The 14,973-nt window shown below is 35.0% G+C and carries 8 protein-coding genes; 2 read left to right on the top strand and 6 right to left on the bottom strand.

Translation table 11 applies throughout. From position 1 onward, the window contains the following. Window position 1: 1 nt before the first annotated feature. The 6 genes from AC2DZ0_RS06785 to AC2DZ0_RS06760 all read right to left on the bottom strand — a co-directional run bounded on the left by AC2DZ0_RS06785 (window position 2) and on the right by AC2DZ0_RS06760 (window position 9,677). Window positions 2-1,429: a sulfatase gene (locus tag AC2DZ0_RS06785; protein ID WP_484644525.1), complete on the bottom strand. Its 1,428-nt coding sequence runs from the start codon at window positions 1,427-1,429 to the stop codon at window positions 2-4. A 14-nt stretch (window positions 1,430-1,443) separates the two neighbouring features. Further along, window positions 1,444-2,208, bottom strand: coding sequence for an SDR family NAD(P)-dependent oxidoreductase (locus AC2DZ0_RS06780; protein ID WP_484492487.1), 765 nt, complete (start codon window positions 2,206-2,208; stop codon window positions 1,444-1,446). A gap of 85 nt (window positions 2,209-2,293) precedes the next feature. Beyond that, window positions 2,294-3,310 (bottom strand): zinc-dependent alcohol dehydrogenase, encoded by a 1,017-nt coding sequence (locus tag AC2DZ0_RS06775; RefSeq protein WP_484492277.1) that lies wholly within the window; start codon window positions 3,308-3,310, stop codon window positions 2,294-2,296. 209 nt (window positions 3,311-3,519) lie between these two features. Further along, window positions 3,520-4,311 (bottom strand): IclR family transcriptional regulator, encoded by a 792-nt coding sequence (locus tag AC2DZ0_RS06770; protein WP_484644523.1) that lies wholly within the window; start codon window positions 4,309-4,311, stop codon window positions 3,520-3,522. Window positions 4,312-4,424: 113 nt separating this feature from the next. Continuing rightward, window positions 4,425-6,965: a glycoside hydrolase family 2 TIM barrel-domain containing protein gene (locus AC2DZ0_RS06765; protein WP_484644522.1), complete on the bottom strand. Its 2,541-nt coding sequence runs from the start codon at window positions 6,963-6,965 to the stop codon at window positions 4,425-4,427. 225 nt (window positions 6,966-7,190) lie between these two features. Continuing rightward, window positions 7,191-9,677, bottom strand: a complete 2,487-nt coding sequence (locus AC2DZ0_RS06760) for a T9SS type A sorting domain-containing protein (protein ID WP_484644521.1) — start codon at window positions 9,675-9,677, stop codon at window positions 7,191-7,193. Between the two features lie 492 nt (window positions 9,678-10,169). Between AC2DZ0_RS06760 and AC2DZ0_RS06755 the strand changes: the two genes are divergently transcribed. Continuing rightward, the gene (locus AC2DZ0_RS06755) at window positions 10,170-13,253 is read left to right on the top strand and encodes a SusC/RagA family TonB-linked outer membrane protein (RefSeq protein ID WP_484644520.1); all 3,084 of its coding nucleotides are present in this window, start codon (window positions 10,170-10,172) and stop codon (window positions 13,251-13,253) included. A 22-nt stretch (window positions 13,254-13,275) separates the two neighbouring features. After that, the gene (locus AC2DZ0_RS06750; protein ID WP_484644519.1) at window positions 13,276-14,970 is read left to right on the top strand and encodes a RagB/SusD family nutrient uptake outer membrane protein; all 1,695 of its coding nucleotides are present in this window, start codon (window positions 13,276-13,278) and stop codon (window positions 14,968-14,970) included. Window positions 14,971-14,973: the final 3 nt, after the last annotated feature.

Here is a 14,973-nt window from a genome sequence, read left to right as displayed (position 1 = left end):
ATTATTTTTTTAATTTTTCTTTTCTATTGTTGTCCATTCGAATGGCGGCTTTTCCCTCGTAAAGTCTCTTTAATTGCCAAAGAGGTCTTTCCAAAGTCAATTCCCATTCAAATAATTTTTTATATAATTCTTTAACTTTTTCTGGGTTTTCAGAAGCCAAATCATTTATTTCCGAAATGTCTTGTTCAATGTTGTATAATTCAGCGGGACGATCAGGGAATCTAATCAGCTTGTATTCATTGTGTCTTATCGCCGCTCTAGATTCTTTTTTCCAATACAAAGTTTCATGAGGTGTCTTTGAATTTTTTTCCTCTAAATAGGGGATAAGGTTAACTCCATCTAGATGTGGTTTGTCTTCTATTGTTCCACCTGCAATTGATACAAATGTTGGTAAAAGATCTAAGGTGCTTATAGGTTTTGTATAGACTTGTTTTTTTTCAAGTTTGCCTTTCCATGACATTAAAAATGGAATTCTTATACCTCCCTCAAGATGATTCGCTTTGGTTCCGCTTAATGGGGCGTTACAAGATTTATTGGAGTCCGTAGGTCCCCCATTGTCATTAGCAAAAACAATTAGAGTGTTTTTTTCCAGTCCTAATTCTTTAATTTTATCCAAAACAACACCACAAGCTCTATCCAACCCTATTGTCATAGCAGCAAGGGTTCTTCTTTTTCCTGTTAAGTGTTTTGGTACCTTCTTTAGGTCGTCTTCTCTTGCCTCCATTGGCGTGTGAACAGCGTTAAAGGAAAGATAAACGAAAAAAGGGTTGTTTTTGTTTTTTTCAATAAATTCAGAAGTTTCGTTAGCTAAAGCATCTGTTAAATAAAGTTCACTTTCTTGATAATTCTCAAAACCAGTTTCAAGTTGTTTGTCAGCTTCAAATTTTGGACTTTCTTTGTCAACCTCATAATAACTTCTTGCACCACCTCTAAAACCATAAAAGGTGTCAAAACCTCTTTTTGTTGGATGGAATCGATCCGCATTACCCATATGCCATTTTCCGAAAATTGCAGTGGTATACCCTAATTCTTTTAGGTAATCGGCTACTGTAGTTTCGTCTATGGGTAAACCCATTGCATCTCCTGTAAGTCCGGAGTGACTCATGTATCCAGGAACATTGTTTTCTTCAAATCCAAACTTTTGTTGGTATCGTCCGGTTAATATTCCGGCTCTAGAAGGTCCACATACCGCCGCAGATACATACGCTTGTGTAAACCTAACTCCGCTTTTTGCTAATGCATCTAGGTTAGGAGTTTTAAAATCTTTACTTCCTTGAAAACCAAAATCAGCATATCCTGCATCATCAGAAAGGATGAATACGATATTTGGTTTTTGTTGCGCGGAAATTTGGTGACAAACACCACATACAACCGCTAGTAAGCAAAGCGATTGTATGATTGTGTTTATCTTGATTAAAATTAGTCTCATTGAATATTTTTGAATTATCTACCCATCCATCCACCATCTACTAGCATGGTAGTTCCATTCATGTAGGCGGCAGCTTCTGATGCTAAAAACACTGTAGGTCCTGCAAAATCTTCGGCGTTACCCCATCTACCTGCTGGAATTCTTGATAAAATAGACTCAGATCTCACTGGGTCATTTCTTAATGCTTCTGTATTGTCTGTAGAAATATAACCTGGTGCAATTGCATTTACATTTACTCCTTTACCAGCCCACTCATTGGCAAATGCCATAGTCATTTGACCAATGGCTCCTTTGGAAGCAGCGTACCCAGGTACTGTAATTCCTCCTTGGAATGTTAGTAATGAGGCCGTGAAAATAATTTTACCTTCACCACGAGCTACCATTTCTTTTCCAATTTCTCTTGTTAAAATAAATTGAGCATTTTGGTTTACCTCAATTACTTTGTCCCACATTTCATCTGGATGTTCAGCTGCTGGTGCTCTTAAAATAGTACCAGCATTATTGACTAAGATGTCTATTTGAGGGTGGTCTTCTTTTACTTCAGCGATAAATTTGTATAAAGATTTTCTATCAGAAAAATCACATTGGTATGCTTGGAAATTCTTTCCTAAGGCTTTAACGTCTTTTTCTACTTGACTCCCCTCTAGCTCTAATGAAGCAGATACTCCAATGATATTTGCTCCGGCCTCAGCCAAACCAATAGCCATTGCTTTTCCGATTCCACGTTTACAACCTGTTACTAAAGCTGTTTTTCCTTCTAAATTAAATTTATTTAAGATACTCATGTTGTTAGTTATATGTAAATGTTTTCGATATGATTTTTTAATCTCAATAAATCATTCGAACTGACATTTGTGTTTAAAATTAAAGTTGACAGTCCATTAATACTTTTAAGCCATCAGGGTTCTTGTCGATGTTTTCAAATACTTGTTGTATGTTTGATAGCGGTTGAACGTCTGTAATCATAGCTTCAAAAGGCAATTCATTTGCTGTAATTAGCGCGATAGATTTTTCATAATCTTCTCTTTCATACACACGAGCTCCAATTAGTTTTAATTCTTTCCAAAAGAATTTGAAAAGATCAATTTCTTTTTTCACACCGTGAATGGCAACCATTACAATTCTTCCTCTAATTCCTGCTACTTCTGTCATAACATCCAAAGCTGGTTGAACTCCTGCAACTTCAAATACAACATCTGCTTTACGACCATCAGTTTTCCCATGAACATATTCCACTAAATCAACCTCTAACGGACTCACTGCATCAAAACCTAATTCTTTAGCTTTTGCGATACGTGTTGGGTTTACTTCTGAAATAATTACCTGAGCACCTACTTCTTTTGCAACCATTGCTACCAATAGCCCGATAGGTCCACCACCTAATACAACGGCAGTTTCACCCGCTACCAATCCACTTAATCGAACATCATGTGTTGCAACTGATAATGGTTCAATTAATGCCGCTAATTTTAAATCGGTATTTTCTTTCAATTTGTGTAATGTGAAAGCAGGTACATTCCAATATTGTTGCATAGATCCTGGACTATCAATTCCGATGAAGTTTAATTCTTCACAAATATGATTGAATCCTTTGTCAGATGGTTTTGCTTTAGAATCATCAAGAGGTCGCACCACAACTTTATCGCCTATAGCGTAATTATTAACATCTTCCCCAATAGCGTCAATAGTACCAGACATTTCATGCCCGATAGTTTGCGGCATGTCAACTCTTTGGTCCATCATTCCGTGGTAAATATGTACATCAGTACCACAAACACCTGAATAAGCTACTTTTATTCTAACCTCGCCTTTTTTTGGTTCCTCTACACTTTTCTCAACAACTGAAAAAGTCTTGTTTCCTTCGTATTGTGTTGCTTTCATTTTATAATATATTTTGTTTCAAATAAAAAACTTGTTTCTAATATGAAACAAATATATAAAATGTTAATGGTTTATTCGAATAAGAAACTGAATTTATATATGAAACCGATGTATGTTGAATTTTTGTCTAGTTTTTAGACGTGTTTGATCTAGGCTATAAATAGACTTTTTCGTGTATTGAGCAGTGCAAAAAAGAATGGTAGAGGAAATTATTTTCCTAAATATCCCAGTTTAGTTGAAATTTCAAAAGCGTAATCAGCAATAATTTTTCCTTTGTTGTCAAACTCACTATGTGGTAATCTACCATGGGGTGCGGTGATCCAAATAGCAGCTACAGGGGTTCCTTGTTCGTTAAAAATAGGAGCACCAATACAGTGAATACCTTGAATGTCTTCTCCGTTATCAATGGCATATCCAGTTTTTTTGACTTTCTTTAATTCTTCCTTAAAATCTTTTATCGAGGTTATGGTGTTCTCTGTATATTTGTGAAGTGTTTTGCCCTTTAATATTTTGTTGCTTTCAGGTTCTGGTAAGTAAGCCAAAATACTTTTACCGCCTACAGAACTATGCAAACTAAATTGCGTTCCTTGTTCAACAAAAAGTTTTACAGGGTATGAAGAGGATACCTGTTCTAAAATTGTTCCTTTAGAACCTAATAGAACACCTAGCATCACTGATTCTTTTAATTCATCACGTAGAGCACGCATCACATCTATAGACATTTCAACAATACTTTGTTCGTTTATTGAGGAGATACCTAGCGTTAGTATTTTTCTAGAAAGTGTTATTTTTTTAGTTGTCTCGTTTTTCTGCAAGTAATTTTTAAAAATCAATGTACTTGTGATTCGAAAAGCACTGGATTTTGAAATATCCAAGGACTGAATGATTTCAGATAAAGTTAATCCTTGTGTATGAACAGCTAATAGTTCAATAATCAAGAGCCCACGTTCTAAATTTGGAACATTGTAGCTTGATTTAGTTTCGCTTTTTTCTTCAGTCATGCTTTTTTGGTTGATTTGTAACAAAAGTAATATTATTTTTTATGCTGATACTATTTAGCGGAAACATAAAATAAAATTAGCTTTAACAAGAATGGTAAAGCTAATTTTTTGTTTTACTTAATTAGAATTTGTGTTTTGGCAGTTTCTAAACCGTTACCTGTTGCGGTTATGATAAGTTCTCCTTTTGTGTTTTGTGCTTGTAAAATAAGTAAAGTTCTCCCTTGATGGGTAGTGTTGATGTTGGTTTGGAATTTTTGTGTACTTTTTTTCCAACCATTGTCAATACCTAAAAAATTTGCTGGGCCTTCAATGGTATAAGTAATTTCCTTATCATCTGTTTTGGCAGGGTTTCCCTTCGAGTCCGTTAATTGAACCTCAATATGAACAACATCATAATTATTCGGAGAGATTTCTTTTTTATCAGGATTCAAAGTGATTTTGGATGCCAATTTTGCAGTTGTTAGTGATGTTGAGATTTTCTTACCGTTTTTAACTCCCTTGGCAATTAAAGTCCCTTCTTTATAAGGTACTCCCCATTTGTATATGTGATCTTCAAAATCTGCAAGCTTTTTCTTTCCTAGAGATTTGTCATTGAGAAATAATTCAACTTCCTCACAATTACTATAGATTTCAGTTGAAATCATTTCGTTTTCATTATAGTTCCAGTGTTCGTTAATATCATACCATTGCCATAAAGCTCTTTTCCATAATTCTGGGTTTTTCGCAACGATAGTACCTTTAGAGTCAATTTTGTTTAATGACTTTTCAATATTTTGAGTAGCAATAAAGATATGAGGATTCTCGTTCCATAGGGTTTTCATCATGTGATAAGAGCCTTTTTTGAAACCTGCCGTGTTTAACAATCCAGATGGTTGAACACGTACCGGCCATGGTTCTCTAATTTCACCCATATAATCAAAACCTGTCCATAAAAATATTCCAGCAATATGAGGTCTTTCTAAAACAGCCTTCCACTCATGATATTGGGCTAAATTTTCTGTCCCCATAATTGGTTTGTCTGGGTAGTTTTTGTGTCCGTAATCATACAATACACGTCTGTAACTATACCCTACGATATCTAAAGCATCAGCATAGCCAGATAAATGGCTGGCAGAAGGTAAAATACAATTCGCGGTAATAGGTCTGGTTGTATCTAATTCTTTTGTCCACTTAGATAACTTTTGAGCCGTTTTTCCGATGTCATATTTCTCTTTAGGTAACGTTTCTAATTGATGTTTTATTTCAGCAACAGAGTGAGGTGGCTCTGACCAAAAATAATTTCCTTGCCAGCTCATATTATTGAAAAAACCTGTTGCTTCTGCATTTCTAGGATAGGTCCATTCAATTTCATTTCCAATACTCCATTGAAATATGGAAGGATGGTTTCGATGACTTAAAACAACGGCTTGGAGATCTTTCTTAGCCCATTCTTGAAAATGTTCTACGTAGCCTCTTGTTATGTAATCGGTACTTTTAGATTCATTTTGATTGTATCTTTTGTCTTTTGGGTTGTCCCATTCATCAAAAAATTCGTCTTGTACTAAAAAGCCCATTTCATCACAAAGGTCTAATAATTCATTGGAAGCTGGATTATGTGAGATTCTTAAGGCGTTGACACCTCCATCTTTTAATATTTCTAATCTTCTTTTAAGGACTCCTTTTGGTATAGCGGTACCAACCATTCCTGCATCATGATGAATACAAACTCCTTTGATTTTCATGTTTTCGCCATTCAAGAAAAATCCTTTATCGGTATCGAATCTAATAGATCTGATTCCAAATGCAGTAATTTTTTTGTCTACTATGGTTCCATTTGATCTGATGCTTGTTATTGCTCTATATTGCTTAGGGTTGTTAACGGACCATAGTTGGGGTTTGTTAATATTTATCTCTTGAGTAATTTGGCCGTTTGTGTTTTGTTTTAGTTTGATGCTTTGCGTATCGCTTTTAACAAGGGTTCCGTTGGAATCTAATATGTTAGTTTCAATAGAAAGTGTTTGATCCTCTGAAGATTGATTGTTAATTGTAGTGTTTAAATTTACTATTGCTTGTTCTTCTGTAACTTCTGGAGTTGTAATAAAGGTTCCCCAAATAGGAATATGAACTTTATGCGTAGTGATTAGTTTTACGTTTCTGTAAATTCCGGCACCAGTGTACCATCTGCTATCAGCAAATCGGGTATGATCAATTTTCACAATAATTGAATTGGATTTTCCATTAGAATTTAGATACGCAGAAATCTCATAATAAAACGGCGAATAACCATATGGGTGAGATCCTAATTTATTTCCGTTTATGTACACTTCAGAGTTGTTGTAAACCCCATCGAATAACACATAAACTAATTGTTCTCGATTTGATGGAGAATCAAACTTCTTTTGATAATATCCATAGCCTTTAGAAGCTAAATACCCTGTTCCAATTGCATCTTTACCTAAGGATTCATCAAATTCATTCGCTACAGCCCAATCATGAGGTAATTGTACTTCTTGAAATTTTTTGTTTTCCAATTGGTTGATCGCTAAATTATCTTGTGATAAATAGAAATTCCATCCAAAATTAAAGTCTATTTCCCGTTCTTGTATAACATTTTGTTTAGTAGTACAAGAAAGCAGAAATGCAGACATTAAAAATAATAGAATGGAATTTTTCATAATAGTTAAAATTGTAACGCCTAGGAATAGAAATATTTCGAGGCTTTTATTAAGGGTATAAAAATCTTATTATTTTAAGTTATTCAAAAAGATACTGTCTAGACAAAATCTGTACATATAAAACAAAAGCTCAAAAAATCTAGATATCTTTTGGATATTTCGATTTCTTAAGCTTTAAGATTTCTATTCTGAGATTCGAATGAAAAATTAATTAAAAGTATCTTTTTAGTTTTTAATAAAGTTTTCGATGCCAAAATCTGTGATCAAAACATACATACCCATGTCTAGGTTTGAGACTTCAATAGAACCTTCTGTTTGACCGGATTTTATTTCTTTTCCGTTTATAGAGTAAATTTTAAACGAGATTGATTTCTTGTTAGTATCAAGGTGAAGAATATCTTTTACCGGGTTGGGATGAATCCTTAAGTTTTTATTTTTATTTATGTTTAAGACGGAAGCAATTTCCGTATCCATTATTACCTGAGTATTGTCATTTGCAAAACTTGCATTGTTATCCATTGAAATAAAAATTTTCATCAAGTAAAAATTTCCATCAGGTAAATTTTCAGTAGGAGTAGCACTTTCGTCTATAGTATAGGTTGTCTCTATTTCTTGTTGGTTAGGAGAGTCATTAGTTGCAGGGTAAATCGGGGTGTAGGTGTTCACAACGGACCAAGAAGAGTTCATTTCTTGAAGTGCAACTTGCATATAGGCAAGATCTTTTCCTGCAGTATTGTAATCAATCGTAAGATCTAGGTTTTGACCTGGAGCAATATTGGTAACCTTGTTTTTCCATGTACAAAAAGGTTCTGTTACTTCTTCTTCTTCAGAATAATTAAATATTTGAAAAATGGCGCTACTCACATGTCCCCCTGAGTCTGGGAATGTTACATCTACAGTGTTGTTAAAAGTTAGAATTTCCCATGCAACGGGTATTTCAATCACTCCAAAAAATCTGTTTTTATCAGCTTGATCGTAACCTCTATAGTCGGTAGGTACTGCAACGGCAGTTCCGTTTACAGTAACAGTAGGAGTAAGACTAGATCCGTGATCTCTTCCTAAGCCAAGTCTTAGAATAGCCTCTCCAGTATCGTTTTTTTCAATTGAGTTGATGCTAAAGTTTATGGATTGGTTTGCGATAATAGGTTGTAAGTAACTAGTTGCGTAGTATTTTTTTTCTTCATTCAGTTGATCTATTGTTACATTAGAATCAAAAGTATATTCTAAAATCATTGTAGACTCTGCTCCAAGATTTATGTTTTGGGTATTAGACGCGATTGTTTCCTCTTCAAGAACAGGAACGTTGTCAATCAGTGTGAGATGTCTTTTATAGATATTTGAAATCGATATGTCTTCGGTATCAAATAGGTTTAAGTCTATTGATTTTTCGTTGAATTCAAGATTGTTAAGGATAATATATGCTTTGTTGTCATCTATATAGGCATCTACTAAGATATCTAAATCATCAGATTTTGTATCAATTCGTGTTCCTTTAACGTTTTGCCATAATTGATAGAATTTAACTCTGTTTGTGTAAACCCATTCGCCAGTGTAACTATCTGGTTCATTCGTTTTTCGCATTAGTCTTGCATTGTAAGGAATATCTTTGCTATCGTTATATCCCCATTCTGCTTTTACTGGAGTAAATGGAATTGCGATTGCAATATGATCAGGTCTTTCCATAAAAGAAAGCATCATTGAATTTTGAGCTTTCAAAAATAGCCAGTCTTTATATGGGCTCCATCCTTGGTTGTTGTAATCATGGGTCTGCGCTCCGTATTCTGAAATAACATAGGGTTTTGTGTGTGCTAATGTCATCATACTGTACTGGTCATTCATATCAAAAGTAGCTTCTAAGTTACTACCAGATCTTAAGTCTACTTTTCCTCCAAACGCAGGGAAATCATATAAATGCCATGACCAAAAGTCCATTTTTGTCCCTGCTACATCAATAAATAATTTATCTCTGTTGTTCCATCTTTGGAAATCTCCTGTTTCAAAATCAGGAAAAGCTACGGTGTATCCACCAATAAGCAAGTTTTCATTTTGGGCACGTATTGCGTCTGCTACATCTACATGAAATTCAGCAATCTCTTGGAGTGAGTTTGTATAGTCTGTTTTTCCACCGAGTGCTTCATATGCAGGTTCATTTATAACCTCTACCCATTGTGGTTGAGGCTGACCGTTTCCGCCATGAAAGGCATTGAAATATCTACCCATATATTCCCCAGTTGCAGTTGCGTTCGCAAGTTCCCAGCCAAGTTTTGTAGGGACTTGACTTTCTCCTGTCCAAAAAGGATGCAATTGTGCAGCGATAACATGGTTTCTTCTTGCCTCGTAGGGGTGAATTGCTGTTTTAGTGGCATAAGTGTTTTTTGAATTAGTTCCCTTTGTAGTGATGCTAGTTGGGTCTGCAAAACCAGGTCTCGCCGTGTCTTCTGGCATGTAATTTAAATTCCAGGTAATTCCTCCTGTATCTCTCCCTAAATAGACGTCATATCCGTTAAGAAAATCATTCCTTAAATCATCTACAAAATTATCACCATCCCATTCTGTTTCGGTATGATTGGCGTGAATTGTTATGAATTTTGTTCGGTCAAAGCTGTCTATTTCTCCAGTTTTATGACGTACGTTTAATTTTATGTCAACTTGAGTTTGCGCAAAAGCACAAAAGTTTAAGAAAAACATAATTAATAAGGTTATTTGTTTCATTGATTTTGTTGGTTTTAGTTCAATTACAAATTTACTTCGGGTAGATCTTGAAAAAATATTTTAACACTAGATAATATCACAACAGTTTGTGATGTTTTTTTTACAATCAGAAAAAATGGATTGAATAAAACTAGATGAGCTTGGATTAGTAAAAGCATTCCATTTATTGGATCGGTTGGATTGTATCAGGGCTAAAGGGTAACTTTTTTTATTTAAATAAAGGGGGATCGGTGTGGTTTTAGAAACTCTATGATGGATTAGTTATACTTGTGAACTTGTATTTTTAGAAACATTTAGGGATTTCGTCCAGGGTGCTTGTCAACCTCAGTAAAATAGGGTTTTAGTCAAGTTTAAGTTTATATATTGTCTATGTAAAAAAATAGATTTTTTCCATGAATATTACATTTCGTAGGGTTTAAGTCTAGTAGAGTTCTGAAAAATCACTTTGGCTAAAGGTCATATTTGTAGGACTAAACTTTAATCGAAAAAAATATGAAATTCAATTTATGTGCAAATTGGGATACCAAGATTTTATTGACAACACTGTTGTTAATGAGTGTTGGTTTTATCCAAGCACAAAAAAATGCAATTAAAGGAAAGGTGTCTGATAAGGACGGCCCTCTTCCTGGTGTTAGTGTCTTGGTAAAAGGCACTTCTAATGGTACAATAACCGATTTTGATGGTTTGTACGAGTTAAATGTATCCACTGAGGATGTGATAGTGTATAGCTATGTTGGTTATAAACAAAGTGAGTTAGTTGTGGCTGCGGCAAGTTCTTATGATGTTACCATGCAGGCTGACGTAGCTGCTTTAGAAGAAGTTGTTGTTATTGGGTATGGAACTCAAAAGAAAAAAGAAGTTACTGGTGCAGTTGTTAAAATTACTTCAGATGTTATAGATATCGCACCCGTTGCTGATGTTGGAAGCGCATTACAAGGACAAGTTGCAGGTGTGAATGTACAAGCAAACAGCGGAAGACCTGGGGAAGCAGCAAATGTTCAAATCCGTGGTTTAGGATCTTTGAACTCAGATGGTTTGGGACCTCTTTATGTAGTTGATGGAGTCCCTTATGAGGGGAATCCAAATATTTCTCCTGATCAAATTCAAAGTATTGATATCCTAAAAGATGGTGCCTCTGCAGCTATCTATGGAACAAGAGGTTCTAATGGAGTAATATTGATTACTACCAAACGTGGTGAAGTAGGGAAAATGAAAATAAACTTCAATACCTACACAGGAATTCAAAATATTACCTCTGGTACTCCTTTAATGAATACTAATCAGCAATTGTACATTGAGGATGTAACCTTAGCGGCTTTAGGTAGAAAACCAACAACGTTTATCATTACTCCTGATGCATTGGATTATGACACTGATTTTGTAGGGGATGTTCAAAATAATAATGCCGAAATAAGCAATTATAATTTGCAGATATCCGGAGGTGTGAAAAACTTGACATTTAATTTAAATACAAATTATTTTAAGCAAGAAGGAGTTTTGATAAATTCAGGCTTCGATAGATTGGCAAATAGAATTACAGGGCAGTTTAATAAAGGAAAATTAAAAGTGTTTACTACGGTTGGGTTTTCTACAGAGAATAGAACTCAAGAGCCTTGGGCTTTATATGAACAAGCGATTGTTCAAAAGCCTTGGAGAGCTCCATTGAACTCTTTAACTCCTGTAGGAGATACAGGGGTAGTTTTGCCACCAGATAATGAAATTCAGTATAGTTACCTGTCAAATCAAATGCAAAACACTGATGAGAGAACAACTAAAACGTTGAATTTTGCGTTTAATGCAGAGTATGAAATTTTTAAAGGGTTTTCTTATAAACTGAATTTAGGTACAAACTCATGGGAAAATAAAAGAGTATTCTACAGACCGCAAATTTTAGCCTATAATAATCAAGGAGAATTAAATCCGGGAGCTTCTAGAATTAATGCTCTTTTAGATGAAGATTATATATGGTCGCAAAGACAAACGATTGAAAATATCTTAAACTATAAAAAGAGTTTTGGTAAGAACAATCTTCAGTTTTTAGGGGTAATTTCTTATGAGCAATTTAATTATCGTGAAATGGGAGTGGGCGCTATTTTTAGTGAGCAAACTAGTAACGATTTGAGAACATTTGCATCTGCAAGTGAAGGTGTGAAACCGACTAGTAAAGATGAAACAACAACACTCTCTGGGAAATTATTCCGTGTGATGTATAATTATGATGGTAAGTATTTAGTGTCAGCAAGTATTAGGAGAGATGGTTCGTCAAATTTTTCTGAAGAAAATAGATATGGTACTTTTCCAGGGATTTCTGCTGGTTGGAATATTCATAACGAAGATTTTTTCCGTTCAAGGGTAATGAATAGTTTGAAATTAAGAGCCAGTTACGGAGAAGTAGGGAATCAAACAGTGAGGCCTTATTCAACAACTGCCACAATTCAATCGGGTGTGAATTATCCATTTACATCGGCTGAAGATTTAGAGTTCGGTTCTGTGCAAAGAAAATATGTGGATAGCAATTTAAAGTGGGAAACTACTATTTCTAGAAATATTGGTGTAGACATTGGAATGTTTAATAACAAATTGAATATTACTGCGGATTATTATTACAATGATAAGGAGGATATGTTGTTGAGAAAGAGTATCGCTCCATCAACAGGAACTTATCACCCAAGAACAGAAGGGTTATATGATGTGATTACTGTTAATGCCGGAAACATGTACAATAAAGGTATTGAGTTGGCTATCAATTATAATGATCAAACAGACTTTGGATTGAAATACGGTATCGTTGGTACTTTTACTCAGAACAAGAATGAAGTAACCAACCTTGACGGTGTTAGTAGAGGTTATGGAAATGGACGTCCAGTAACATCAATGGGAACAAATGTAGATTATACAACATTTTTAGCTGAAGGTTATGAAGCGGGTGCATTTTTCTTAGTACAGCATGATGGGATCATTAAAACACAAGAGCAATTAGATGCTTATAAAAATATTGATGGTTCAGCTCAATTAGGAGATATGATGTATAAAGATGTTGATGGGAATAATCAAATCGATGATAATGATCGTGTTTATAGTGGTTCCGGGCAAGCTAAGTTTGAGGCAGGTTTGACATTTAACTTTGCGTATAAAGGTTTTGATTTAACCCTACAGTCTTATTATTCTCATGGGGCCAAAATTTACAATGGTGCTAAAATGTTTGCCTATGCAAATGCTCGTCATACTGATATTTATAGTATGTGGTCTCCACAAAATCCGAATTCTGATATCGCAACTGCAAGACAGAATGCTTATCATAATAATGTAAGAGCGAGATCTGATTTGTTTTTAGAAGATGGAACTTATTTTAGGTTAAGAAATGCAACAGTAGGATACACAGTACCTAACACAAAAGAAATGGCAGGTATTGATAGATTGAGATTGTATGTTACTTCTTTTAATCCTTTGACTGTAACAAATTACAAAGGATATGATCCAGAAGTTGGTGGAGATGGAATCTTTACAAGAGGTGTTGATAGAGGGAATTACCCTGTGGCAAGAAGATTTATGCTTGGGGTTCAATTAGGATTTTAATTCTTGAAAAATATTATAAATTATGAAAATATTAAAAAAATATATACTCTTATCTATAAGTCTTATGGCTTTGGTAAGTTGTGATGAGGATAGTTTTCTAACGCAAGTGAATCCGAATGCAATTTCTACGGATACGTTTTGGGAAACTGAAGGGCAGTTTAATACGGCTTTGACAACGGTTTATGGAGCTTTACAGTTTCAGGGAGTTAGTGGTGCATTGATTCAACATGAAATGATGTTGGGTGATATTGCAGGAACCGAATCATGGTACAGACCAGCAGCGTTTAGGAATCTTACCTACAACGACAATACCTATTATGTTGTTGACAGATGGAATGAATTGTATATTGGAATCTTTAGAGCAAATCAAGTTATTGAAAATATCCAAGAGGCACAGATCTCTGCAACAGCAAAGGCTTCTATAGAAGCGCAAGCTAGGTGTTTAAGAGCTTTCTATTATTTCCAATTAGTTCATTCTTATGGTCAAGCTGTGATTCATACGGACGTAGCTAAAACAGCAGAAGATTTAAGTAAACCGTTATCAACTATTGAAGAGGTAACAAATCAAGTTATCAAACCTGATTTAGAATTTGCTGCAGCGAGGTTGCCATTATCTTGGTCTGAAGGAAGTAGTAGAGTAACTCAAGGAACTGCCAAGAGTTTATTGGGGAAAGTATATTTATACAACCAAGAGTGGAGTGAAGCAGCGGCTCAGTTTAAAGGTGTTATAGATTCAGGTGTGTATAGTCTTGTTTCGGATGTAGCTGATAATTTCACTCATACCAATGAACATAATTCTGAATCTATTTTTGAAGTTAGTTTTAGTAGTGAATTGAATCCAGGTGTAAATGGAGCCATTGTGGATGATACTGAAAATGAAACTGGAGCTGAAGCATCTGCCTTAGCAAGGGCGCTTGGTCAAATAAATTATGGAGGGTATAATACAGTTTTAGCCTCTTATTTTTTACATGAATTAATGGTGTATGATGAGGTAGATCCTGCAAACCCTATAAATGATGGCAATGTACATTCAAGACGCTTATCAGCATCGATCGCTCCTAAAAACTTTGAAGGAGATTACTACGGAAGAGAAAATACAGATACAAAAGGTTGGGGATTTGGTCAAAGTGCATATGTGAAAAAGCATACGAATTGGTACTTTTTAGAAGCAGAAGACGGAAATAGTAGGTCTGGAATTAATTTCCGACACATTAGATACGCCGATGTATTATTAATGTATGCTGAGGCTGTTATTGAGGATACCGGAGACTTTGCAACAGCTATTGCGTATATAGATATGGTTAGAAGTAGGGCAGGTGTAAAAACACTTCAGCAATATATGGATGAGAATTCTGGTCAATTTCCGCAATTACACGTTAGTACTCAAGTTCATGGTTCTCAACCAATGGTAACAGCAGATGCAGCCACGGTGATGAAGCACATTAGAAGAGTAGAAAGACCATTAGAATTGTGCTTTGAGGGACATAGATGGAAAGATATGGTTCGTTGGGGAATTGTTGACGAAGTTTATGCAGAGTTGAGAGCAGATGAAGTTTGGAGAGAAGCAAATAAGGCGACGATTTTTGATACACCACCTCTTTATATTGCTGAAAGAATCCGTCCAGATTTCTTTTTAAGTGAGCAAAACTATACACCAAACCAGCATAATTATTTCCCGATTCCATCAGGAGAAGTGCAAACGAATGAAGAACTATAAACT

This window comes from Flavicella sp. IMCC45668, from assembly GCF_057219105.1.
Note: the sequence above shows the minus strand (reverse complement) of the source record. Positions and strands in the feature narration are given on the sequence as shown.

Bases quoted from the DNA above. Each gene is read 5' to 3' on its own strand.
- AC2DZ0_RS06785 (WP_484644525.1), bottom strand. From the start codon at position 1,429: ATGAGACTAATTTTAATCAAGATAAACACAATCATACAATCGCTTTGC.
- AC2DZ0_RS06775 (WP_484492277.1), bottom strand. From the start codon at position 3,310: ATGAAAGCAACACAATACGAAGGAAACAAGACTTTTTCAGTTGTTGAG.
- AC2DZ0_RS06770 (WP_484644523.1), bottom strand. From the start codon at position 4,311: ATGACTGAAGAAAAAAGCGAAACTAAATCAAGCTACAATGTTCCAAAT.
- AC2DZ0_RS06765 (WP_484644522.1), bottom strand. From the start codon at position 6,965: ATGAAAAATTCCATTCTATTATTTTTAATGTCTGCATTTCTGCTTTCT.
- AC2DZ0_RS06760 (WP_484644521.1), bottom strand. From the start codon at position 9,677: ATGAAACAAATAACCTTATTAATTATGTTTTTCTTAAACTTTTGTGCT.
- AC2DZ0_RS06755 (WP_484644520.1), top strand. From the start codon at position 10,170: ATGAAATTCAATTTATGTGCAAATTGGGATACCAAGATTTTATTGACA.
- AC2DZ0_RS06750 (WP_484644519.1), top strand. From the start codon at position 13,276: ATGAAAATATTAAAAAAATATATACTCTTATCTATAAGTCTTATGGCT.